Origin of the sequence: Pseudooceanicola sp., assembly GCF_041987405.1 — a bacterium.
Classification (GTDB): Bacteria; Pseudomonadota; Alphaproteobacteria; order Rhodobacterales; family Rhodobacteraceae; genus Pseudooceanicola.
Genome location: NZ_JBHIWR010000004.1, coordinates 167657 through 191087, shown reverse-complemented (window position 1 = coordinate 191087; position 23431 = coordinate 167657). Strand labels below are relative to the sequence as shown.

General features: G+C 64.9%; 23 protein-coding genes. 13 read left to right on the top strand and 10 right to left on the bottom strand.

All coding sequences use genetic code 11. The features are described 5' to 3' along the window. Positions 1–62 precede the first annotated feature (62 nt). The 3 genes from ACFC2Y_RS12025 to hemB all read right to left on the bottom strand — a co-directional run bounded on the left by ACFC2Y_RS12025 (position 63) and on the right by hemB (position 3499). On the bottom strand, positions 63–1634 hold the full coding sequence (locus tag ACFC2Y_RS12025) for an acetolactate synthase large subunit (RefSeq protein ID WP_375172829.1): 1572 nt from the start codon (positions 1632–1634) through the stop codon (positions 63–65). 153 nt (positions 1635–1787) lie between these two features. Further along, entirely contained in the window at positions 1788–2348 is a 561-nt protein-coding gene (locus ACFC2Y_RS12020; RefSeq protein WP_375172830.1) for a YSC84-related protein, read from the bottom strand. A 140-nt stretch (positions 2349–2488) separates the two neighbouring features. Continuing rightward, positions 2489–3499 (bottom strand): porphobilinogen synthase, encoded by a 1011-nt coding sequence (gene hemB, locus ACFC2Y_RS12015; RefSeq protein ID WP_375172831.1) that lies wholly within the window; start codon positions 3497–3499, stop codon positions 2489–2491. A 140-nt stretch (positions 3500–3639) separates the two neighbouring features. Between hemB and ACFC2Y_RS12010 the strand changes: the two genes are divergently transcribed. Further along, complete coding sequence (locus tag ACFC2Y_RS12010; RefSeq protein WP_375172832.1) at positions 3640–4167, top strand: component of SufBCD complex; 528 nt, start codon at positions 3640–3642, stop codon at positions 4165–4167. A gap of 1 nt (position 4168) precedes the next feature. Next, positions 4169–7630, top strand: a complete 3462-nt coding sequence (gene mfd / locus ACFC2Y_RS12005) for a transcription-repair coupling factor (protein ID WP_375172833.1) — start codon at positions 4169–4171, stop codon at positions 7628–7630. A gap of 67 nt (positions 7631–7697) precedes the next feature. On the opposite strand, the gene ACFC2Y_RS12000 is transcribed toward mfd, so the two are convergent. From ACFC2Y_RS12000 to ACFC2Y_RS11985, 4 genes are read right to left on the bottom strand one after another with little or no spacing between them, the layout of a single operon-like run. Then, positions 7698–9356 carry a hypothetical protein gene (locus ACFC2Y_RS12000; RefSeq protein ID WP_375172834.1) on the bottom strand — a complete coding sequence of 553 codons (1659 nt, stop codon included), beginning with the start codon at positions 9354–9356 and terminating at the stop codon, positions 7698–7700. Between the two features lie 58 nt (positions 9357–9414). Then, entirely contained in the window at positions 9415–9996 is a 582-nt protein-coding gene (locus ACFC2Y_RS11995; RefSeq protein WP_375172835.1) for an HD family hydrolase, read from the bottom strand. Beyond that, the gene (locus tag ACFC2Y_RS11990) at positions 9993–10211 is read right to left on the bottom strand and encodes a hypothetical protein (protein WP_375172836.1); all 219 of its coding nucleotides are present in this window, start codon (positions 10209–10211) and stop codon (positions 9993–9995) included. The genes ACFC2Y_RS11995 and ACFC2Y_RS11990 overlap by 4 nt, the downstream gene beginning before the upstream one ends. Continuing rightward, on the bottom strand, positions 10211–10864 hold the full coding sequence (locus tag ACFC2Y_RS11985; protein ID WP_375172837.1) for an alpha/beta hydrolase: 654 nt from the start codon (positions 10862–10864) through the stop codon (positions 10211–10213). The genes ACFC2Y_RS11990 and ACFC2Y_RS11985 overlap by 1 nt, the downstream gene beginning before the upstream one ends. A gap of 159 nt (positions 10865–11023) precedes the next feature. Here ACFC2Y_RS11985 and ACFC2Y_RS11980 point away from each other — a divergent pair, with 159 nt between their 5' ends. The 11 genes from ACFC2Y_RS11980 (at position 11024) to ACFC2Y_RS11930 (ending at position 19690) form a co-directional block, all read left to right on the top strand. Next, positions 11024–11491, top strand: a complete 468-nt coding sequence (locus ACFC2Y_RS11980; RefSeq protein WP_375172838.1) for an Rrf2 family transcriptional regulator — start codon at positions 11024–11026, stop codon at positions 11489–11491. 118 nt (positions 11492–11609) lie between these two features. Continuing rightward, positions 11610–12653, top strand: coding sequence for a cysteine desulfurase family protein (locus ACFC2Y_RS11975; protein WP_375172839.1), 1044 nt, complete (start codon positions 11610–11612; stop codon positions 12651–12653). A gap of 24 nt (positions 12654–12677) precedes the next feature. Continuing rightward, the gene (gene sufB, locus ACFC2Y_RS11970) at positions 12678–14210 is read left to right on the top strand and encodes a Fe-S cluster assembly protein SufB (protein WP_375172840.1); all 1533 of its coding nucleotides are present in this window, start codon (positions 12678–12680) and stop codon (positions 14208–14210) included. Next, on the top strand, positions 14207–14404 hold the full coding sequence (locus ACFC2Y_RS11965) for a hypothetical protein (RefSeq protein WP_375172841.1): 198 nt from the start codon (positions 14207–14209) through the stop codon (positions 14402–14404). Before sufB ends, ACFC2Y_RS11965 begins: the two co-directional genes overlap by 4 nt. Next, positions 14401–14715: a heavy metal-binding domain-containing protein gene (locus ACFC2Y_RS11960; protein WP_375172842.1), complete on the top strand. Its 315-nt coding sequence runs from the start codon at positions 14401–14403 to the stop codon at positions 14713–14715. The genes ACFC2Y_RS11965 and ACFC2Y_RS11960 overlap by 4 nt, the downstream gene beginning before the upstream one ends. Next, on the top strand, positions 14716–15318 hold the full coding sequence (locus ACFC2Y_RS11955; protein ID WP_375172843.1) for a hypothetical protein: 603 nt from the start codon (positions 14716–14718) through the stop codon (positions 15316–15318). Positions 15319–15341: 23 nt separating this feature from the next. After that, on the top strand, positions 15342–16097 hold the full coding sequence (sufC, locus tag ACFC2Y_RS11950) for a Fe-S cluster assembly ATPase SufC (RefSeq protein WP_375172844.1): 756 nt from the start codon (positions 15342–15344) through the stop codon (positions 16095–16097). Then, a complete protein-coding gene (locus ACFC2Y_RS11945; RefSeq protein WP_375172845.1) occupies positions 16097–17398 on the top strand; it encodes a SufD family Fe-S cluster assembly protein in 1302 nt (433 codons plus the stop codon). Before sufC ends, ACFC2Y_RS11945 begins: the two co-directional genes overlap by 1 nt. Then, positions 17398–17883: a YIP1 family protein gene (locus tag ACFC2Y_RS11940; RefSeq protein WP_375172846.1), complete on the top strand. Its 486-nt coding sequence runs from the start codon at positions 17398–17400 to the stop codon at positions 17881–17883. The genes ACFC2Y_RS11945 and ACFC2Y_RS11940 overlap by 1 nt, the downstream gene beginning before the upstream one ends. Beyond that, positions 17880–18470, top strand: a complete 591-nt coding sequence (locus ACFC2Y_RS11935; protein ID WP_375172847.1) for a YIP1 family protein — start codon at positions 17880–17882, stop codon at positions 18468–18470. Before ACFC2Y_RS11940 ends, ACFC2Y_RS11935 begins: the two co-directional genes overlap by 4 nt. Beyond that, a complete protein-coding gene (locus ACFC2Y_RS11930; protein ID WP_375172848.1) occupies positions 18470–19690 on the top strand; it encodes an aminotransferase class V-fold PLP-dependent enzyme in 1221 nt (406 codons plus the stop codon). The genes ACFC2Y_RS11935 and ACFC2Y_RS11930 overlap by 1 nt, the downstream gene beginning before the upstream one ends. A gap of 19 nt (positions 19691–19709) precedes the next feature. Here the strand turns inward: ACFC2Y_RS11930 and ACFC2Y_RS11925 are convergent, their stop codons facing one another. From ACFC2Y_RS11925 to ACFC2Y_RS11915, 3 genes are all read right to left on the bottom strand, one after another. Further along, entirely contained in the window at positions 19710–20279 is a 570-nt protein-coding gene (locus ACFC2Y_RS11925) for a TetR/AcrR family transcriptional regulator (protein ID WP_375172849.1), read from the bottom strand. Beyond that, positions 20276–20722 (bottom strand): PaaI family thioesterase, encoded by a 447-nt coding sequence (locus ACFC2Y_RS11920; RefSeq protein ID WP_375172850.1) that lies wholly within the window; start codon positions 20720–20722, stop codon positions 20276–20278. Before ACFC2Y_RS11920 ends, ACFC2Y_RS11925 begins: the two co-directional genes overlap by 4 nt. 87 nt (positions 20723–20809) lie before the next feature. Beyond that, positions 20810–23407 carry an ATP-binding protein gene (locus tag ACFC2Y_RS11915; RefSeq protein WP_375172851.1) on the bottom strand — a complete coding sequence of 866 codons (2598 nt, stop codon included), beginning with the start codon at positions 23405–23407 and terminating at the stop codon, positions 20810–20812. Between the last annotated feature and the right edge of the window lie 24 nt (positions 23408–23431).

The window sequence follows — 23431 nt, the reverse complement described above, 5'->3', positions numbered from 1 at the left end:
CCCCTCTTTTCTTTGCGGAATGATCGGTTTTATCTGTGGGTACAGAGGGTTAAGAGCGGGTCTTAAATCACCGCCTCGATCAGGAAGGGGCCCGTGGTCTTCATCGCCCGCTCGAAGAGATCGGTGAACCCCTCGGCCGTCTCGGCCCGCGCGGCATCGACCCCCATTCCCTTGGCAATCTGCACGAAGTCCAGCGCCGGCTTGTCCAGATCCAGCATCCGCTGCGCATTGCGCCCCGGTTCGCCCGCGCCGACGCCCTTCAACTCGCCCTGCAGGATGGCGTAGCGGCGGTTGGCGAAGATGACGACGCAGATATCCAATTCCTCCCGCGCCATGGTCCAGAGCGCCTGGTTGGTGTACATCGCACTGCCATCTGCCTGAAGATTAATGACTTTTCGGTCCGGACAGGCCAGCGCCGCGCCGGTGGCCAGGGGCATACCACCACCGATCGCGCCGCCGGTGACCTGCAGCCAGTCATGCGGCGCGCTGCCAAAAGTGAAGCGGAAGAAATCGCGGCCCGAGGTCACGGATTCATCGCAGACGATCGCATTCTCGGGCAGCTTGTGTCCCAAGGTGATCGCGATGGCTTCCGGCGTCAGCTTGCCCGTCGTCAAATCCGGGATCGCCGGGGCGGTGGTGAGGGTCGGGCGGCCTGCACCGACCTCTGAGGCCAAGGCCTCCAGCGCGCCCGGCAGATCGTCAGAGGGATCGGCCAGGGTGATCCGCTCGCATCCCTCGGGCACGGGGGTGGAAGGTTTTCCCGGGTAACCGAAGAATATCACAGGAAATTTCGCGCCAACCAGAATGATCTGTTCGAAACCTTCCAGCGCCTTGATCGCCTGATCGACGGGATAGGGCACGCGGTTGATCTGGACCCGACCCGCGCCACGCTCCATCCGGCCGTTGGATTGCTGGGCCATCAGGGTGGCGCCGGTGGCATCTGCGATGGCCTGCGCGGTTTCCAGCGCGGTGGCGCGCAGCGCGGTGCCCGAAAGCAGAACGACGGTTTTCTTACCGTTTTTCAGCGCTTTGCTGGCCGCTGCTACACGACCTGGATCTGCCGCGGCGGGGGCTCGAACCTCCGCCTTGACCGGCGCGACCTGCGGGGCGCTGCCCCAGGCGTAGTCCGCTGGCAGGATAAGGGTCGACACGCAACCGGGCGCGCGAGAGGCAGCGGCGATGGATTCGGCGGTGGCGGCGCTGACATCGGCGGCGCTGCCGATGCGACGCACATGGCCGGACATGGGCCGCGCCAAGCTCTCGATGTCGGAGGTCAGCGGGGCGTCATAGGGCAGGTGATAGCTGGCATGATCGCCGACGACATTGACCATGGGCGTGTTGGCGCGGCGGGCATTATGCATATTTGCCAATGCGTTGGCCAATCCGGGTCCGGTGTGCAGCAGCGTCGCGGCCGGTTTCCCGGCCATGCGGGCATAGCCGTCGGCGGCGCCGGTCACGACCCCTTCGAACAGGCCCAGAACGCAGCGCATCTGCTGCTTGCGGTCCAGCGCGGCCACGAAATGCATTTCCGATGTACCGGGGTTTGCGAAACACACGTCCACACCGTTCGCCAGCAAGGTATCACACAGCGCATCCGCGCCCGTTTCTCCGGGTTTTCCAGCCTGTTGGGTCATCCTGTCCTCCTACTTCGTCGGGCGGAGTGTTTCGCCAGACGCGTCGAAGGTCCAGAGGGAATTGACCGCAGGGTCAAATCGGAGGTCGTCATTCGGTCGGAAAGACCGTCCCGGGAGGGCGAGAGAGGGAGTGTGCCCCCTCTCTCCGATTGATCAGGGGATGATCCGCGTATATTTCAGCCCTTCCAGCGTCGCGCCAAACCGTGCACCGGCCTGGGCAAAGACATAGGCGACAACCGGCGACAGACCGGCGTTGGTGTCGGTGCGCAGGTTCTCTCCGTCGTCGGAGAAGGCGTATTCGATATCCGCGCCGACAGCCCAGCCCTCGGTCCGGCGGAAGCGTTCCAGGGCGTTCTGGGTCATGAAGAACAGCACATGCGCATATTGCTGCGCGCCGATCTGCAACCCGATATTGGCGGCGGCGGCGGAATAGTAGTCCACCGTCACGCCGTCGATCCGCAGGGCGCCTTGTCCGTAGGACCCGCCGAAGCCGAAGCCCGCTTCGGTGATGACGGGCATGACCAGCGTGGCGACGGATTTAGAGGCCACTTCGCGCGCTTCGGGATGTAGATTGAAGAGATGGCCAAGGGTCGCATCGGCGCGGGCGTCGATCTTCTGGCCGTTCATGTTGCCGACACCGTTGCCACAGGCGGCGGTGAGGCCAAGGGCCGCAAAGGCGGAGAGCGCCAGGGCGCGACGGGTGAGTTTCAACATAGCTTCTGCCTGTCTGGGGGCGCGTCTGCGCCGTTGCTCGATCTGCCCGTTTTCCGGGTCTGTCGCAAATATAGAGGGAAGAGGCGGCGGAGTCACCACCCCTTGTCGATCTTTAGCCTGTCTGGGCGGTCCGTTGCCGCTCAATGCCCTAGGGCGCGGGCCATGGCGGGGGCGAAATAGGTCAGGATGCCGTCGCAGCCCGCCCGTTTGAAACAGAGCAGGCTTTCGGCCATCGCGCGGTCGCCGTCGATCCAGCCGTTCTGCGCCGCGCCGGTGATCATCGCGTATTCACCCGAAACCTGGTAGGCGAAGGTCGGCACCTGCAGTTCGCGTTTCACCCGCGTGCAGATGTCCAGATAGGGCATGCCCGGCTTCACCATGACCCAGTCCGCGCCCTCGGTGATGTCGCGGGTGACAAGGCGCAGGGCCTCGTCGGAATTGCCCGCGTTCATCTGGTAGGTCGCCTTGTCGCCCTTCAGCGCGCCGGTGGCGCCGACCGCGTCGCGGAAAGGGCCGTAAAAGGCCGAAGAATACTTGGCGGCGTAAGAGAGGATCAGGACATTGGTATGCCCCCCGGCCTCCAGCGCGCTGCGCATGGCGCCGATGCGGCCGTCCATCATGTCCGACGGGCCGATGATATCCGCGCCTGCCTCGGCCTGGCTGAGGGTCTGTTTGACCAGCGCCTCGACGGTTTCATCGTTCAGGATCTCGCCATCCACCACAAAGCCGTCGTGCCCGTCGATATTGTAGGGGTCGAGCGCGACATCGGTCATGATCGCCAGCTCGGGCCGGACCGCCTTGATCGCGCGGATGGCGCGGTTGGTCAGGTTTTCGGGGTTCCAGGCCTCCGCGCAGTCCTTGGTGCGCTTCTCCATCGGGGTGTAGGGGAAGAGGCAGATGCAGGGGATGCCCAGATCGGCGGCCTCCTTCGCGGCCTCGACCACCTGATCGACCGAATGCCGCACCACGCCGGGCATCGAGGGGATCGGTTCGCGGATATTCTCGCCCTCGGTCAGGAAGACGGGCCAGATCAGATCGCTCACCGAGACCTCGTTTTCCTGCATCAATGCCCGGATCGCGGGCGATTTGCGGGCGCGGCGGAACCGGGCGGCGGGGAAGGGGGCAAAGAGAGCTGCGGCGGGGGCTTTCATGGCGCGTCCTTGTAGTGATCTGCTTGATCCGACCGCCATTGGGTGGCATGGAATGTTCCACACCACAAGTGGGCCAATCCCGGCGGGTCTGTTCCGGGCTGAGGGTCCCCGGGCCCAAGGGCGGATATGAGGACAGCGGGTTGGACCTGACACAGACCATTTTCGAAGTCATCGACATGCGCAGTTTCTCCAACCTCTGGTTCTGGATTGCGCTCGCCGTGTTGTGGTCGACCGCCTCGCACTGGGTGCTGGGGGTGCCCTGGGACATGATCACCCGCGCCCGGCGCAAGGGCGGCAAGTTCGAGGATGACGTGGCTGTGCTGGTGCGGGTCTACGTCGACCGGATCCTGCATGTGGCCGAGGTTTCGGGCCTGGTGCTGATCGTGCTGGTCTGCTTTCTGCTGACGTCGCTGGCGGTGCTGGGTTTCGGCTATGCGGTCGAATTCGCACAGGCCCTGTTTTTGCTGGCCCTGCCGATGACGGTGGTGGGATTGCTCTCGATCCGCTCCGCCCGGATCATCGACGCCACGCATCCCGAGGGCGAGGAACTTTATCGTCGGCTGCATGCGCATCGGATGACGGTGCAGTTGATCGGCATGGCGTCGATCTTTGTCACCACGATGTGGGGCATGTTCCAGAACTTCTCTTTCGGCGCTCTGGGAGGCTGAGATGTCAGAGACCGGTGACAAGATCACCCTCGGGGGCGCCCCTGAAGGGTACGATGCCTCTCTCATTCTGGCGGAGGTCGCCAAGCGCGGGGCGCCGGTGATGCATGTGGCGCTGGATGACCGGCGCATGGCGTCGATGGCGGATGCGCTGCGGTTTTTTGACCCAGCCATGCCGGTGGTGCAGTTCCCGGCCTGGGATTGCCTGGCCTATGACCGTGTCTCGCCCAATGCCGATGTCTCCGCCACGCGGATGGCGACGCTGGCGGCGCTGGTGCACGGGATGCCGGAACGGTTCGTGTTGTTGACAACTGTCAACTCGTTAACGCAGCGGGTGCCCGCGCGCGAGGTGCTGAAGGAGGCGGCCTTTACCGCCCGGGTCGGATCGCGGATCGACGAGGCGGCGCTGCGCAATTTTCTGGTGCGCATGGGGTTCTCGCAATCCCATTCGGTGACAGAGCCGGGCGATTACGCGGTGCGTGGCGGCATTATCGACATCTATCCGCCCGGCGAGGGCGGGCCGGTGCGGCTGGATCTCTTCGGGGACGTGCTGGACGGGGCGCGACGGTTCGATGCGGGTACGCAACGCACGACGGAAAAGCTGGATGTGGTGGAACTGGCCCCGGTGTCGGAGGTCATCCTGGACGAGGCGGCAATCACGCGCTTCCGGCAGAACTACCGGATCGAGTTTGGCGCGGCCGGCACGGATGATCCGCTGTATGAGGCGGTGAGCGCGGGGCGGAAGCATCAGGGGGTGGAGCATTGGCTGCCCTTTTTCCACGAGCGGCTGGAGACGCTTTTCGATTACCTTCCCCATGCCTCTGTCATGATGGACGATCAGGTAACGGCGGCGCGTCTGGCGAGATGGGAGGCGGTGAAGGATCAGTATGAGACCCGCCGCCTGGCGCTGGAAAAACGCGACCGAATGGATTCCGTCTACAAGCCGGTGCCGCCCGGGTTGCTCTACCTCGACGAGGCCGCCTGGGATGCGGCGAGTGCCGGTCACCGGCGGGTGCAGATGTCGCCGCTACCCCGCGCCTCCGGCCCCGGTGTGGTGGATGCGGGCGGGCGTGTCGGGCGCAATTTCTCGCCCGAGCGGCAGTTGGAGAATGTCAGTCTTTTCGGGGCTCTGGCCGCGCATGTGAAGACCAAGATGGCCGAGGGGCCGGTGGTCATCGCCTCCTATTCCGAGGGCGCGCGGGAGCGTCTGGACGGGTTAATCGAGGATGAGGGGCTGAAAGGCGCGGTGCATATCCGCAATGCCGAGGGGATCGGCAAGACCGGGCTGCATCTGGCAGTCTGGGCGCTGGAGGCCGGGTTCGAAGGGCCCTGGCGGGACCGGCGTGTGACGGTGATTTCGGAACAGGATGTGCTGGGTGACCGGTTGATCCGGGGCGCGCGCAAGAAGCGGCGGGCGGAGAATTTCCTGACCGAGGCGCAGTCGCTCAGCCCCGGCGATCTGGTGGTGCATGTGGACCACGGGATCGGCCGCTACCACGGGATGGAGGTCATTACCGCGGCGGGCGCGGCGCATGAATGTCTCGTGCTGGAATATGCGGACGACGCAAGGCTTTACCTTCCGGTCGAGAATATCGAGCTGTTGTCGAAATACGGCCATGAGGAAGGGTTGCTGGATCGTCTGGGCGGCGGTGCCTGGCAGGCCAAGAAGGCCAAGCTCAAGGAACGCATCCGCGAGATGGCGGATCGGCTGATCCGGGTCGCGGCGGAACGGGCGCTGCGTAAAGCGCCGATTCTGGATCCGCCGGACGGGGCCTGGGATGCGTTTCAGGCGCGCTTTCCCTATCAGGAAACGGATGATCAGCTGTCGGCCATCGACGATGTGCTGACCGATCTGGATTCGGGCCATCCGATGGACCGGCTGATCTGCGGCGACGTGGGTTTCGGCAAGACCGAGGTGGCGCTGCGCGCGGCCTTTGTCGCCGCCATGTCGGGCGTTCAGGTCGCGGTGATCGCACCGACGACCCTGCTGGCGCGCCAGCATTATCAAGGGTTTGCGGAGAGGTTCCGGGGCTTCCCCTTGCAGGTCTCGCCTTTGTCGCGCTTCGTCTCGCACAAGGATGCGGAGCGCACGCGGGAGGGGCTGGCCAAGGGCACGGTGGATATCGTGATCGGGACCCACGCGCTGCTGGCCAAGAACGTGCGGTTCAAGAACCTCGGCCTGCTGATCGTGGACGAGGAGCAGCGGTTCGGGGTGAACCACAAAGAACGGCTCAAGCAGCTGAAATCCGATGTGCATGTGCTGACCCTCACCGCGACGCCGATCCCGCGGACGCTGCAGCTGTCGCTGTCGGGGGTGCGGGATCTGTCGATCATCGGCACGCCGCCGATCGACCGCCTGGCGATCCGCACCTATGTGTCGGAGTTCGACGCGGTCACCATCCGCGAGGCGCTGCTGCGCGAACGCTATCGCGGGGGGCAGTCCTTCTATGTGGTGCCACGCATTTCCGATCTGGCGGAGGTCGAGGCGTTCCTGAAGAACGAAGTTCCGGAGGTAAGCTATGTCACCGCCCATGGCCAGATGGCCGCGGGCGAGTTGGACAAGCGGATGAATGCCTTCTACGACGGCAAGTTTGACGTGCTGCTGGCGACGACAATCGTGGAATCGGGGCTGGATATTCCGACCGCCAACACGATGATCGTCCATCGGGCGGATATGTTCGGCCTGTCACAGCTCTATCAGATCCGGGGGCGTGTGGGGCGGGCCAAGACCCGCGCCTATGCCTATCTGACGACGAAACCCCGGGTGCGGCTGACGGACAGCGCGGAGAAGCGGCTGAAGGTTCTGGGCTCGCTCGATACGCTCGGCGCCGGGTTCACGCTGGCCTCGCAGGATCTGGATATCCGCGGGGCGGGGAACCTTCTGGGCGAGGAACAGTCGGGCAATATGCGCGACGTGGGGTACGAGTTGTACCAGACCATGCTGGAAGAGGCGATTGCCAAGATCAAGGCGGGCGAACTGGAGGGGCTGACCGAGGCGGACGACCAATGGGCGCCGCAGATCAACCTGGGCGTGCCGGTGCTGATCCCCGAGGACTATGTGCCCGACCTGGACCTGCGTCTGGGCCTCTACCGGCGTCTGTCGTCGCTCTCGACCAAGGTGGAGCTGGAGGGCTTCGCCGCCGAACTGATCGACCGCTTCGGCAAGCTGCCGAAGGAGGTCAACACGCTGCTGCTGGTCGTGCGGATCAAGGCGATGTGCAAGCGGGCGGGGATTGCCAAGCTGGATGGTGGGCCCAAGGGTGCGACTGTTCAATTCCACAACGACAAGTTTGCAAACCCGCAGGGCCTGGTGGATTTCATCAAGGCGCAGAAGGGGTTGGCCAAGGTCAAGGACAACAAGATCGTGGTGCGGCGCGATTGGACATCCAACGCCGACAAGATCAAGGGGGCGTTTGCGATAGCCCAGGACCTGGCGAAATATGCCGAGGCGGTGAAGACGGGCTGAGCGATTGCTCAGACCCCGGGGCGCTGCCCCGGACCCCGGAGTATTTCTGGCAAGATGAAGGGTGGAATCAGCCGCAGCACGAGGCCATTGCGGCCTGGGCACAGAAACAGGATGCGGCCACCTCCGTATCCGCGCGGGCGAGGGCGAAATCCAGCCGCTGGCGGACTTGGGCGATCTCGACCGTTTCGCCGCGCGCGGCCAGACAATCGTGCAGACCTTTCAGGGCCCAGACATTGTCGGGATGCACGCAGGCGCGCGGAAGTCCGGCCACGAGGCCAAGGTCCTGACGATAGACCTCCTCCGCCTCGGCCACACGGCCCTGTTCGTATAGCAGCGCGCCCAGGGCGTGGCGGGTTGGCTGCATCCAGCCCCAAGGTTCGTCATAGTTCAGGGCGTCCTCCAACGCGACGGAACGGCGCAGGGCGGCATAGGCTTCCTCGTATTGTTCCTCGCGGTAGAGGATTTCCCCCCGCAGCATCTCCCTCGCGACGGCCAGGACATCCGTGACGGTGTTGTTGTGGATGCGTCGGGTTTCGGGGACATGGGCGGCGAGGAAATTCTGCTCCATTTCCAGCGCCTCGGGCACCTGTCCAAGGGCGGCGTGGGCCAGGCCCTTCGCATAGAGGAGCGTGGCGTTGAGCGTGGCATAGGTGGCCGGATCTTCGGGCAGCTCCATCTGGAGAATGTCGTTCCATCGGCCGAAGCGGATGAGGACATGCGGCTCCATCGCGAGGTAGGCTTCCCAGAAGTCGGCATAGGGCGGGGACTGGATCTTGAGCGCTTCCGCCGGGGTGGTTTCGGCAAGGCCGCGCACGGCGCGAAGGGCGGGCTCGATCTGACCCAGGAACATCGCGCCGTAGATGGCGAAATGATAATTGTGTTGGCGGTAGCCGGTGTAGAACTTCACGCCGCCCTCGCGGTCATAATACTTCAGATCGGCCTCGATGGCGCGTTCGTTCCAGAAAAGCACATCGGCGTAGTTGCCGCAGAGCATGTCGATATGGGTCGGCATATGGACAAGATGGCCCGCGTCGGGGACGCGGCGGCGCAGGACATCGGCAGCCTTCAGGGCCTTTTCCGGGGTCGGCGACATCTCCATCAGGTGGACGTAGAGGTGGGTTAGGCCCGGGTGATCGGCACCACCGGGCAAACCCATGGCGCGTTCCAGAAGGGCCATGCATTCCAGCGTATCCGCACCCGGCATCGGGTCTCCACTGGGCAGGTCCCACATCAGCCAGGGCGTTCGGGTCATCATGGCTTCGGCGAGGATGCAGGCGATTTCCAGCTGGTCCGGCATGGCGGCATGTTCGGCGCGCATCGCATCCGCGAAGGCATCGTCCCAGGGTGACATGTTTTCGACCGGGGTCTCGGACTGGTAGCGGGACGAGAGGGCGCGGATCAGGGCCTGTTCAACGGGGCCTGTTCTGTCGGCCAGGGCAAGGGCGGATTGCAGTGCAGGCCAGGCGAGCGAGAGCGCCCCGGCCTTCATGTGATCGTCCATCAGGCGCCAGGGCAGGTTGTAGTTCGGCCCGGCGGCGTAGGCGATACCCCAATGGGCCATGGCGCAATCCGGGTCATGCTCCAGCGCGCGGTGAAAGCAGACGATGGCCTCCTCGTGGTTGAAACCGAAGGTCCAGAGAAGACCGCGATCAAACCAGAGCTGGGCCTGGGGCGAGGAGGTGGTGACGGGAAAGCTGTAGGTTCCCAGATCATAATATGTGTCCAAAGTGCCACCTCCGATAGTTCGGTCGAAGGCTAGCAGGCGATCCGGTTGGCGCAAGATGTCAATGGGAGCCCAGCACGGCGCGGATTTTCGGGGCGATCCAGTCCCAGAGGGCCGGGGCGCCGCGTCGGACCGGTTTTCCCACGCGCTGGTCGAGCACGTCGAAGGTGACGTTGTAGGTCGTCCAGGAGCCACCGCCGACCGCGAGGTTCAGGTTGGGCGGCTGGAAGCGGTCGAGTGACTTGGCGAAGACGGCGTCGGGGCTCTCGGCTGCTTCGAATTCCTGCCAGAGAGTGATGAGGTCGCGGGCCTGATCCTGCGGAAGCAGGCCGAAGATCCGTTCCGCGGCGCGCTGCTCCTTGGCCTCGGTTTCGGCCTGTCCCTCGGCGGTCTGGGCGTAGATCGGCACGTCGCCCGCGTCGATTTCCACGATGTCATGGATCAGCAGCATGCGGATCACCCGGTCGATCTGCACGCCCTCGGGCGCGTGTTCGGCGAGGATCAGCGCATAGAGGGCGATGTGCCAGCTGTGCTCGCCCGAGTTTTCCTGCCGGGAATTGTCGCCGATCGGCGTGGCGCGCAGGATGGTGCGCAGCTTTTCGGCCTCGGCCAGGAAGGCCATCTGGGCGTCGAGGCGGCTCATGCGCCGGGTTGCTTGTGTTTCTTGATGAAGGTCATGGCCTTGCGCGCGGCGAGGCGCACGCGGACCTCGGTCAGGAAGGCCTCTTCGAGGGTCTGCGAGGCCGCGCCGATGAGTTGCGCGACCTCGACATAGAACCGTTCATTGCCGGTCTGGTTCATCACCTCGATGGCTTCATCGGCCAGCTTGGCCGCGATCCGTTCCGTGCTGGCAGACATCAGCGGGAGGACTCGGTCAGGCGGCGTTTGACGTAGTCGGTGACCGTCTCGATCATCGGGTCCATGTAGGGATCCTCGAAGAAATGGCCGGCGCCGCTGACCTCTTCGTGGGTGACGGTGATGCCCTTCTGCTCCTGCAACTTGCCGACCAGCGTGGTGGTGTCCGCCGGCGGGGCGACCCGGTCGGAGGAGCCGTTGATGATCAGCCCTGAGGAGGGGCAGGGCGCGAGGAAAGAGAAATCGTACATGTTCGCGGGCGGGGAGACGGAGATGAAGCCCGTGATCTCCGGCCGGCGCATGAGCAATTGCATGCCGATCCAGGCCCCGAAGGAGAACCCCGCGACCCAGCAGTGCTTGGAATTGGAGTTCATCGATTGCAGGTAATCCAGTGCGGAGGCGGCATCGGACAGCTCGCCCACGCCCTGATCATATTCGCCCTGGCTGCGTCCGACGCCGCGGAAGTTGAAGCGCAGCACGGTGAAGCCCATGCGATGGAAGGCATAGTGGAGGTTGTAGACCACCTTGTTGTTCATCGTGCCGCCGAACTGCGGATGCGGGTGCAGGATGATGGCAATCGGTGCGTCGCGTTCCTTCTGCGGGTGATAACGGCCTTCTAGGCGGCCTTCGGGGCCGGGGAAAATCACCTCGGGCATCAATGTCTCCTGTGTGGCGCCCGGTTTCTTGACGAAATAACTCGGACACCTTAGAAAGATTCTAAAGCGGGGCTGACCCCCTGCTTGACGGCTTGAAGCGAGATAAGCTCTTGTTCCGGCAACGTCAATGAATTCGCGAATCGTAAAGGGTCTTGGGCCATGAAACTCAGCACCAAGGGACGTTATGCCATGGTCGCGCTTGCGGATATCGCGTTGCAATCGGGCGAGGGGCTGGTGACGCTGGCCGAGGTGTCCAAGCGGCAGAATATCTCTCTGCCCTATCTGGAGCAGCTGTTTGTCAAGCTGCGCCGGGGCGGGCTGGTCTCATCCGTGCGGGGGCCCGGTGGCGGGTACAAGCTGGCCCGGCCGGCGTCGGAGATCCGGGTGATCGAGGTTCTCGCGGCGGTGGATGAATCCATCGACGCGATGCAGACGGGCGCGGGGGCCAGCGGGGGCCTGTCGGGGACCAAGGCGCAATCGGTGACCAACCGGTTGTGGCAGAGCCTGTCGGCGCATGTCTATGTGTTCCTGCATCAGGCGCGGCTGTCGGATGTGATCGGCAATGGCCTGGCGCCTTGCCCGGCGGTGCCGAACCTCTTTGCCGTGGTGGATGAGGAAGAGGCATGAGCGCGTTTGTCCGGCATATGGGCCTGCGGGTCTGGGGGCTTTGCCCCCCGTCCGGGCCTGCGGCCCGGCCTTCCCCCCAGGATACTTGTGGCAAAAAGAAACCCGGGCGGGTTGGCTGATGACGCGGGTCTATCTGGATCACAACGCGACAATGCCGTTGCGGGAGGAGGCGCGGGCCGCGATGGTCCGCGCGATGGATGTGCTGGGCAATCCGTCGTCGGTGCATGCGGAGGGGCGGGCGGCCAAGGCGCTGATCGAAAAGACGCGGGCGCAGGTCGCGGCGGCCTTTGGGGCGGAGGGGGCGGATATCGTCTTTACCTCCGGCGCGACGGAGGCGGCGGATCTGGCCCTGGCGGGGCGCGAGGTGCTGGGCGCCGAGATCGAACATGATGCGGTTCGCAGCAGGATTTCGGCGGAATGGGCGGTGGATCGTGACGGGCGCGTGCAGGTGCAGGATGCGGCGCGCGGGACGCTGCAGCTGGCGAATTCGGAGACCGGGGTGCTGCAGGATCTGCCTCAGGGGCTGTCGGTCTGCGATGCGACGCAGGGTTTTGGTAAAATTCCCGTGGCCTTCAACTGGCTGGGCTGCGACATGGCGCTTATATCCGCCCATAAGATCGGCGGTCCCAAGGGCATCGGCGCGCTGGTGCTGAAGCGGGGCACGGATGTGGTGGCGCGGATGACCGGGGGCGGGCAGGAAATGGGCCGCCGGGCGGGGACCGAGAATGTCATCGGCATCGCCGGGTTCGGGGCCGCGGCAGAGGCCGCGTTGGCCGAGCTAGACAGCGGGGCCTGGGACCGGGTTCGCGCGTTGCGCGACGGTTTCGAGGCGCGGGTTCTGGACGCCGCCGCGGATGTGGCTATAGCGGGGGCCGGGGCGGAACGCCTGCCCAATACCAGCTGCCTGATCGCGCCGGGCTGGAAGGGCGAGACGCAGGTGATGCAGATGGACCTCAAGGGGTTCGCGGTGTCGGCCGGATCGGCCTGTTCCTCGGGCAAGGTCCGGGCGAGCCGCGTGCTGCGGGCCATGGGATATGACGAGGGGGCGGCGGCCAGCGCAATTCGCGTGTCGCTTGGCCCCCGGACGACGGAAGACGAGATGACGCGCTTTGCCGATGCCTGGCTGGCGCAACTGGAGAAACACCGCGCACGGGCCGCCTGAGGCCGCGCGGAGGAAGGACGCGAGATGAGCACGATTGACGACACGCAGGTGAAAGAGGGCGTCGACCAGGAGACGGTGGATGCGGTCAAGGCGATCGGCACCTACAAGTACGGCTGGGACACCGAGATCGAGACGGAATATGCCCCCATGGGGCTGAACGAAGATATCGTTCGCCTGATTTCGGAGAAGAACGAAGAGCCGGAATGGATGCTGCAATGGCGTCTGGAGGCCTTCGAGCGCTGGAAGACCAAGGAAGAGCCGGACTGGGCGATGATCGACTACCCGGAAATCGACTTCCAGAAACAGTATTACTACGCCCGCCCGAAGAGCATGGAGGTGAAGCCCAAGTCGCTGGACGAGGTCGATCCGAAGTTGTTGGCGACCTATGAGAAGCTGGGCATTCCGCTGAAAGAGCAGATGATCCTGGCGGGGGTCGAAGGGGCGGACGAGGTCCCGGCGCAGGGCCGGGACACGGGCCGCAAGGTCGCCGTGGATGCGGTGTTCGACTCCGTCTCCGTGGGCACGACCTTTCAGGCGGAGCTGAAGAAGGCGGGTGTGATCTTCTGTTCGATTTCGGAGGCGATCCGGGAACATCCGGAGTTGGTGAAGAAATACCTCGGGTCCGTCGTGCCGGTCAGCGACAACTTCTACGCGACGCTGAATTCCGCCGTGTTTTCTGATGGTTCTTTCGTCTATGTGCCGCCGGGCGTGCGCTGCCCGATGGAGCTGTCGACCTATTTCCGGATCAATGCGGAAAACACCGGCCAGTTCGAGCGCACGCTGATCATCGCGGACAAGGGCTCTTACGTGTCCTACCTCGAAGGGTGCACCGCGCCGCAGCGCGATACCTCGCAGTTGCATGCGGCGGTGGTGGAGATCATCGCGGAGGAAGACGCCGAGGTGAAGTATTCGACCGTGCAGAACTGGTTCCCGGGCGACGAGAACGGCAAGGGTGGCATCTACAACTTCGTCACCAAGCGTGCCGATTGTCGGGGTGACCGGTCGAAGGTGATGTGGACGCAGGTGGAGACCGGATCGGCGGTGACCTGGAAGTATCCGTCCTGCATCCTGCGCGGCGACGATAGCCAGGGTGAGTTCTATTCGATCGCGATCACCAACAACTGGCAGCAGGCCGATACGGGCACCAAGATGGTGCATCTGGGCAAGAACACGAAGTCCCGGATCGTGTCCAAGGGCATCAGCGCGGGTCAGGCGCAGAACACCTATCGCGGGCTGGTGTCGATGCACCCGAAGGCCAAGGACAGCCGGAACTACACACAGTGTGACAGCCTGCTGATCGGCGACAAATGCGGGGCGCATACGGTTCCTTACATCGAGGTGAAGAACAACTCTTCCCGCGTGGAGCACGAGGCGACGACATCGAAGGTCGATGACGATCAACTCTTCTACTGCCGCCAGCGCGGCATGGACGAGGAAGAGGCGGTCGCGCTGGTGGTGAACGGCTTCTGCCGCGAGGTGCTGCAGGCCCTGCCGATGGAATTTGCCATGGAAGCGCAACAGCTTGTGGCGATTTCGCTGGAAGGGTCCGTGGGGTGAGTTATGGCGCGGCGTTCAAGGCGACGGCCCGAGGGGCGGCGCTTTTCGCCGTTGTCTATTTCGCCGCGACCGCGCTGATCGACCTCTGGCTGATCGGCAGGGTCATGTGGGGCCAGCAGGTGCTCTCCACTATCATAGTTGTCCCCTGTTACTGGGCGGTCACAGCCTGGCTGGCAAAAAGGAAATCGGAATGATCATCACGACGACCAACACCATCGAAGGCAAGCGCATCATCGACTATCGCGGGATCGTCGTGGGCGAGGCGATCATGGGCGCGAACGTGGTGCGCGATTTCTTTGCCGGGATCACCGATATCGTGGGCGGCCGGTCGGGCGCCTATGAGGCCAAGCTGCAGGATGCGCGCGACACGGCGATGCAGGAGCTGGAGGCGCGGGCGCGGGCCATGGGTGGCAATGCCGTTGTCGGGGTCGATCTGGATTACGAGGTGGTGGGCGACAGTATGCTGATGGTCTCCGTCTCCGGCACGGCGGTGGTGGTCGAGTAAATGTCCGCCGCCCCCCGGATAGAGGGCGTCACGCGCCCCGAACTTATGCTGCCGGAGGCCGAGGCCGCCGTGCTGCGTCAGGCCTATGCGGGGGCGGGGTGCATTCTGGAATACGGGTCCGGCGGATCGACGGTCCTGGCCTCGGAACTGCCGGGCAAGCGGGTGGTCAGCGTGGAAAGCGACCCGGACTGGGCGCAGATGATGCGCGACTGGTTTGCCGAAAACCCCGGCCAGAGCGCGGTTGAGGTGGTGCATGCGGATATCGGGCCGACGCGGGACTGGGGCCATCCGCAGGATGAAAGCCAGTGGCGGCGGTTTCCTGGCTATCCACTGAAGATCTGGGACAGCGGTGTCGCGCCGGATGTGGTGCTGATCGACGGGCGGTTCCGGGTCGGCTGCGCGCTGGCCACGGCGTTCCGCACGCAAAAACCGGTGACGGTGCTGTTCGACGATTACGCGGACCGCAAGGCCTATCACCGGGTTGAAGAGTTTCTCGGCACCCCCGAGATGACGGGCCGGATGGCCCATTTCGACGTTTCCCCCATGGCGGTTCCGCAGGACCGGCTGTTGCGGGTGATTGAACTGATCTGCGCGTCCCTGTGAGGGCGAGACAAAAGGAAAAGACGATGCTGGAAATCAAGAACCTGAACGTGAAACTCGAAGAAGAGGACAAGCAGATCCTCAAGGGTGTCGACCTGACCGTCGAGGCGGGCAAGGTGCATGCGATCATGGGTCCGAACGGCTCGGGCAAGTCGACGCTCTCCTATGTGCTGTCGGGCAAGGACGGATACGAGGTGACCGAGGGCTCCGCCACGCTGGACGGCGATGACCTGCTGGACATGGAGCCCGAAGAACGCGCGGCGGCGGGCCTGTTTCTGGCGTTCCAGTATCCGGTGGAGATCCCCGGTGTCGGCAACATGACCTTCCTGCGCACCGCGCTGAACGCACAGCGCAAGGCGCGCGGCGAGGAGGAGATGTCGGCGACCGATTTCCTGAAATTCGTGCGCGAGAAGGCCAAGGCGCTGAAAATCGACGCGGATATGCTGAAGCGTCCGGTCAACGTCGGCTTCTCCGGTGGTGAGAAGAAGCGGAACGAGATCCTGCAGATGGCCGTTCTGGCCCCGCGGATGTGCATCCTGGACGAAACGGACTCGGGCCTTGATGTGGATGCGATGCGCCTGGTTTCCGAAGGGGTGAACGCGCTGCGGGACGCGGGGCGTGGGTTCCTGGTCATCACGCATTATCAGCGCCTTCTGGACCACATCAAACCCGACGTCGTGCATATCATGGCCGATGGCCGCATCATCAAGACCGGCGGTCCCGAGCTGGCGCTGGAAGTCGAGCAGAACGGTTATGCCGATCTGATGGCGGAGGTGCAGTAATGGCCGCGCGAGCAGGTATCGTAGAACAACGCCAGGACAGGACCAGCGCGCGTCTGGCCGTGCTGGGCACGGTGGCGAGCGGAGGCTGGTCCGCCGCGGCACGCCAGTCCGCTGCCGACCGTGTTGTGGCCCAGGGTCTGCCTCATGGGCGCGACGAGTATTGGAAGTTCACCCGGCCTGACGGGCTGACCTCCGCCCAGGCGGAACCGGCGCAGGTGTTCGACGGCGGCGATGACGTGCCGCTTTTTGACGCGGTGGACCGGGTGAAGGTGGTTTTCGTGGATGGTGTCTTTGACGCCGAGGCCTCCGACGATCTGGAGCTGGCGGGGGTGCGGATCGACCGGCTGGCCGATGTGGCCGCCGCCGACATTCACTGGGCGCGGGACCTTTACGGTGTGCTGGAGGCGCGGGGTCAGTCCCCTGTCGTGCGTCCGCTGGCGGCTCTGAACACCGCCTATGCGACCGACGGGTTGCTGATCCATGTGACCGACAAGGTGACCAAGCCGATCGCGCTGAGCTATGAACACAGCAGCGAGACCTCCGACGCTATCTTGCACCATGTGGTGAAGCTGGACGCCGGGGCGGAACTGACGCTGCTGGAAAACGGGCCGGCCGCGGCGCGGTTCAACAAGGTGCTGGAGGTCGATGTGGCCGACAAGGCGACCTTCCACCATGTCCGGGCGCAGGGCCGGGATCATGAGCGGCAGGCGGCCACGCATATCTTTGCCCGTCTGGGAACCGAGAGCGTTTTCAAGAGCTTCACCCTGACCGCCAATGGCCGGATGACGCGCAACGAATGCGTGCTGGAGCTGACCGGCGACGATGCGGTGGCGCATGTGGCCGGGGCCTGCATGGGCGACGGTGACTTCCACCATGACGATACGGTCTTCGTCACCCATGACGCGGTGAACTGCGAAAGCCGTCAGGTGTTCAAGAAGGTGCTGCGGAACGGGGCGACCGGTGTTTTCCAGGGCAAGATCCTGGTGAAGGAAGGCGCTCAGAAGACGGATGGCTATCAGATCAGCCAGTCGCTTCTGCTGGACGGGGACAGTCAGTTCCTCGCCAAGCCGGAGTTGGAGATCTATGCCGATGACGTGGCCTGTTCGCACGGCTCCACCTCCGGTGCGATTGACGAGCAGGCGCTGTTCTACCTGCGGTCGCGCGGGGTGCCGGAAGGGCGGGCGACCGACCTGCTGACGCTGGCGTTCCTGGCCGAAGCGGTGCAGGAGATCGAGGACGAGGGGCTGGGCGAGGAAATCCTCACCCGCGTCGAAGCCTGGCTGGAGCGCCGCCGCGGCTGATGTCGATCATGCGCGATATTGCGGCCACCTATCGCGGGCCGGTCGCCGTCTTGCGGCGCAGGCTGGCGGCGGGGGATCGTGAGGACCGGGCGCTGGCCGTGGTCATGGCGGGCTGTGTGCTGCTGTTCGTGGCGCAATGGCCCCGTCTGGCGCGGCAGGCGCACGAGACGGGGGCGGAGCTGGAGATGCTCATGGGTGGTTCGCTCATGGCGCTGGTCTTCATCCTGCCGCTGATCCTTTATGCGCTGGCCGGGCTGAGCCGTCTGGTCGCCCGCGTGCTGGGCGGACAGGGCGGTGCCTATGCGACGCGGATGGCGCTGTTCTGGGCCTTGCTGGCGGCTTCGCCTGTCTTTCTGCTCAACGGGTTGACGCAAGGGTTCGTCGGGCCGGGCGTGCAATCCGCGCTGACGGGTCTGCTGGCGCTCGGCGTGTTTCTGTGGTTCTGGTTGGCCGGGCTGGTCGCGGTTGAGAGGGGACGGGCATGACAATGGATCGCGTGAAATCGCTGGCGATTGAAACAGTACTGTCCCCGGCCAAGGCGGCGGGGCAGGTCCTGGCGACCCCGGTGCCGAGCCAGGCGGTTTGGCTGGGCCTGGCACTGATCGCCGTGCTCAACGGGTTGTATTATTCCCTGCTGCTGCCGGGACTGGCGGATGCCGGATTGATCTCGGCCCAACTGGCGGGCGCGCCGGTGATGGTGACGCTGTTCATCCTGGTGGTCTTCTTCGGGATGGTGGCGCTGACCACGGTCTGCGGCCGGGTGCTGGGCGGAACGGGCGATTTGGATCACGTTGCGAAGATGACCGTCTGGTTGCAGGCACTGCGCTTTGCAGCGCAGGTGGCGATTTCGCTGATTTCCATCGTGGTGCCGTTTCTGGGCTGGATCGCCTCGACCGCCCTGGGGCTCTGGGGGTTGTGGATCATCTTCAACTTCGTGGCTGTGGCGCATGCCTTCACGATCCCCAAGTCCATCGCCACGCTGGTGATGACCTTCATCGGCATGGTGCTTGTCCTGTCGATCCTGTCGGCCGTCTTCGGCCTGACCCCGCCTGTCCCTAACGGAGAGATCTGATGTTTGATGTGGAGGCCATCCGGAAGGATTTTCCGATCCTGTCGCGTGAGGTGAACGGCAAGCCGCTGGTCTATCTCGACAACGGGGCCTCGGCGCAGAAGCCGCAGGTGGTGATCGACGCGATCTCCAAGGCCTATTCGGAGGAATACTCCAACGTTCACCGTGGCTTGCACTATCTGTCGAACCTCGCGACCGAGAAATACGAAAGCGTCCGGGCCAAGGTCGCGCGGTTCCTCAATGCCGGGTCGGAGGATGAGATCATCTTTACCTCCGGCACGACGGAGGGGCTGAACCTCGTCTCCTATGGCTGGGCTGCGCCGCATCTGCAGCCGGGCGATGAAATCGTGCTGAGCGTGATGGAGCATCACGCCAATATCGTGCCCTGGCATTTCCTGCGCGAACGCCAGGGCGTCGTGCTGAAATGGGTCGATACGGAACCGGATGGATCGCTGGACCCGCAAAAGGTGATCGACGCCTTCGGGCCGCGCACGCGGATGGTCTGCGTCACCCATATGTCGAACGTGCTGGGCACGGTCGTCGATGTGAAGACGATCTGCCATGCCGCGCGGGAGCGGGGGATCGTCTCGGTCATCGACGGGTCGCAGGCAGCGGTGCACAGGCCGGTGGATGTTCAGGACCTGGGCTGTGATTTCTATCCGATCACCGGGCACAAGCTCTATGGTCCCTCCGGGTCTGGCGCGATGTACGCGCGGGCGGAGCGGCAGGCGGAGATGCGGCCTTTCATGGGCGGTGGCGACATGATCCGCGAGGTCACCAAGGACACGGTGAGCTGGAACGACCCGCCGATGAAGTTCGAGGCCGGCACGCCGGGCATCGTGCAGACGATCGGCATGGGCGTGGCGCTGGATTACCTGATGGAGATCGGCATGGACCGGATCGCCGCCCATGAGGCGGAGATTGCCGGCTATGCGATGGAACGGTTCAAGGGGTTGAACTGGCTGCAAATTCAGGGGGCGGCGCCGGGCAAGGGGGCGATCTTCTCGTTCACGCTGGACGGGGCGGCCCATGCGCATGACATCTCCACCATCCTCGACAAGAAGGGGGTGGCGGTGCGCGCCGGGCAGCATTGCACCGGGCCGCTGATGGAGCATCTGGGCCTCAATGCCACCTGCCGCGCGAGCTTTGGCATGTACAACACCAAGGCCGAGGTCGATGTGCTGATCGAGGCGCTGGAACTGGCGCACGAGTTGTTCGCCTGAGCCAGACCCAGGCCGCGGGTCAGGCGCGTTTCGCAACCTCCGCCATCATCTCGCCGCAGCGGTGCAGGCTGGCGGTGGAGCGTTGTGCGCGCGCGCGGGCGATGGCCCCGTCGAGCGTTGAAAGCACCGTGATCGCCAGATCCTCCGGCCGGGCCGCGCCACCGGCCTCCAACGCTTGGGACAGCTGGGTCGTGGCATCGCGATAGACCTGGGCGATGCGGCTGCGCAGCTCTGTCTCGTTCGGCTCCACCTCCTGCGCCAATAGGGCAAGCAGCGCGCCCTGGGTATAGTCGTGCCCCTCCAGCCAGGCGGCGGTGTCGGTGAAGAGGCGCAGGATCTGTTTGCCCGCCGGAATGCTGCCCGTCGCGGCGCGGTCGAAGCGATCCGCCATTTCCCGGGCCAGCCAATCGACCACGGCCATGGTCAGCTGCAGTTTGCCACCGGGAAAATGATGATAGAGCGAGCCCTTGGGTACCCCGGCATGGGACAGGATCGCCGCGACGCCCGTCGCGTGATAGCCCTGCGACTGATAGAGCGACAGCGCGGCGCGGATCAGCCGCTGGCGGGTTTCCTGGCCCTGCCGGGTCATGCGGCCTCGGGCTGTCTGGCGGGCAGCACGGCGATGGAGGCCATGCCGGCGGCGACTTTCTTGGGCTCCTTGCCCTCGGCCTCCGCCCAGACCTCGGATTCCACAGTGACCAGCGTGCGGCCGGAGCGGATGACGCGGCCCTTGGCACGCAGAACCTCGCCGACGGCGGGGGCCAGGAAGTGCAGCGTGTAGTTTGCCGTGACCACATCCGCGCCAGAGGCCGCAGCCCCGGCCCAGGCGCAGGCGGCATCGGCCAGCGCGCCGACAACGCCGCCGTGGACATAGCCGTGGTGCTGGCAGATCTCGGGTTTGACGGCGACGGTCATCTCCACCCGGCCATTGCCGACGGCGACCGGCGTCATGCCGAGCCAGGCGTTGAACCCTTGTGCGGCGGAGTGGGCTTTCAACCGGGCGAGCAGGTCGGGGTCATTCCAGTCGTGCATGGTCACCTCCTATTAGACCGTTTGGTCTAGTGTGCCGGAATACGCGCGCAGGTCAAGCTTTTGCTGAGGGCGCTGCTTGTCGTTGCGTCATTCGGGGGTGACGGGACGGCTGTCTGCCAACTGACGTCTTGCCTCGGGCCAGGTGTCGATGGCTGCGCGGATGGACTGGCTGACAGCGTCTTCGTCTCCGGCCCGCGCAGCGGTTTCCCCGCTGACGAAGAGGTCGTGGAGCGCTGTGGCGCCAAAGCTGGCACAGGCGCCGGCGAGGTCATGCAGCCGTGCGGCCAGGTCGGGCAGCGGGGGCAAGGCGCCTTGTGAGAGCTGATCTGCGAGGGTGGCCAGCTCCGCGTCAGTCTCCCGGAGGAACCTGTCGGTCAGCCGTGCTGCGGTCGCCGGATCCAGCCCGGTCAGGGGCGGTTCGCGCTGGCCCGCTTCGGCGGGAACGAGGCCGTCCAGCGCGATCTGAACGTCCCGACGCAGGGCGCGGCGGTCCAGCGGTTTCTGCAAGACCGCGTCCATGACCGACCGGGTGCGGCGTTCGTCCAGCCCGCCGGTGACATGGGCCGTGAGGGCGGTGATCCTGGTGTTGCGGTTCGGCCCCTCGCTGTCCCGGATCCGTTGCGCGGCGGTGATGCCGTCGAGGACCGGCATGGAGATATCCATCAGGATCAGATCGAACCGCTCCGCCCCGGCGGCGTGGAGCGCGGCTTCGCCGTTTTCGGCTTCCACCACCGAATGGCCGTCGTTTTCCAGCAAACGCCGCGCGATGAAGCGGTTGGTGGCATTGTCCTCGACCAGCAGCACCCGGGCAGAGCGGGTCATGATGGCCTCGGGGCGCTGATCGGGTGGGGGCGAGGGTAACGTCGCGGAGGGTAGGGGCAGACGCAGCCAGAAGAGCGTACCCTCGCCGGGTACGCTTTCCAGCCCGATCTCGCCCCGCATGGCGTGGGTCAGCGATCGCGCGATGCCGAGGCCCAGGCCAGTGCCCTGCACCTGTTCATTGACGGAGCGTTCGGTGCGGAAGAAATCGTCAAAGGCGCGCGCCTGTTCGACCTCGGTCATGCCAAAGCCGGTGTCGCTGACCTGGATCTCGACGGTTGCGGGATCAAGCCGCACCGCCTCTAGCGTCACGCGTCCGTTGCGGGTGAATTTGACCGCGTTGCCCAAAAGATTGGCCAGCACCTGGCGCAGACGGTCCGCATCGCCCAGCACAACGCCCACGGGATCCGTGCCGAGGATTTCCAGCGTATTGCCAAAGCTCTGCGCGCGGGCCTTTTCGGCCAGCATCAGGTCACCGAGCATCCGGTCGAGGTCGAAGGGGCGCGGGTTTAGGCGGATCCCACCCTCGATCTGGGTGATGTCCAGCACGTCGTTGACCAGTGCCAGCATTGCCTCGGCAGAGTTGCGCAGCACGGGCAGGTAGGTGTCGCGCAGGTCGTCAGGGCCGTAGCGGGCGGGGGCGGTTTCCTCCTCGATCAGGTCGAGGGTGCCGAGGATGCCGTTGAGCGGCGTGCGCATCTCGTGGCTGACAATGCCCAGGAACCGGGCCTTGGCGCGTTCTCCGGCGCGGGCACGGTCGCGGGATGTTTTCAACTCCGCCTCGATGGCGGTCTGATGGGAAATGTCGCGGATGATGCAGACACAGATCGGCCTGCGTTCCAGCGGCGAGGTATCGACGGAGATTTCCACCGGGAAACTGGCGCCGCCCGGACGCAGGGCCTTCAGGCGGATGCCGGTGTGGCGGTCGGATGCGGCCATGTCAAAGAGCGCTCTGCCGGTCAGCGCTTCGGCCCCGGTGTCGACCTGCCGGGTCAGCACCTTGCCGATATCCGCGCCGTGCATGTCCTCCGCCGTGCGTTCGAACAGATCGAGCGCGGCGCGGTTCAACCCGGCGATGCGGCCGTCCTGCTCCACAACGACGATGCCATCGCGGGAGGTGTTGAAGATCGCCTCCAGCCGGGCGGAGGTGGCGAGGTTTTCGCGCAGGTTGCGATCGGAGGTGGTCGCCAGCCGCCTAAACTGGACGACCATTGTCGTCAGGACGATCAGGAGGAAGGCCGTCGCCACGGTCAGGCGCATCAGAACGTCGGAAACCTCCCGCCGCGAGGCGTCGGAATGGTGGACGAGCGCGCGGTTGCCTTCGGTCATGATGGCCCGGATGGCAGGCCGCATTGCGGCAAGGCGGGCGGCGATGTCGGGCAGGGCGGCGATCAGGGCGGGATTTTCGCTGTCGATCAGGGGGGCGAGGCCATAGACCTCTTCGGCGATCGTCTCGAACCCCTGGGTCAGCTGGGAGTCCGCGAAGGCCTGACGATAGATGTCGCTCTGGCTCAGCGTGCGGGTGCGGGAGTAGAGGATATCGTAGCGGCGGCGCAGGTCTGTCAGGTCAGCGGCTGTGTCGGTCTGGGCACGCTCCACCTCCAGTGCGAAAGCGAGCGATTCCACCTCGAATTGCGAGAGCGTCCATTGGACATTGTCCTGCGGGGAAGATGCCAGCTCCGCCAGTTTGGACCGCACATCAATCAGCAGAGACCCGACCAGAACGATTGTGGCCAGCAGCAGCAGGCCGAGCCCGATCCGGTAGAGCGGGATGCGACCGGAGGGCACATCGGCGGGATCGGCAGCGGGAAGAAAGCCCTTAGTCTGGCCGGTTTCTCCGGCTTGGTTTTCGCGTGGTGGCGTCATCCCGAAGGCTCCGGCGGCGTGCAG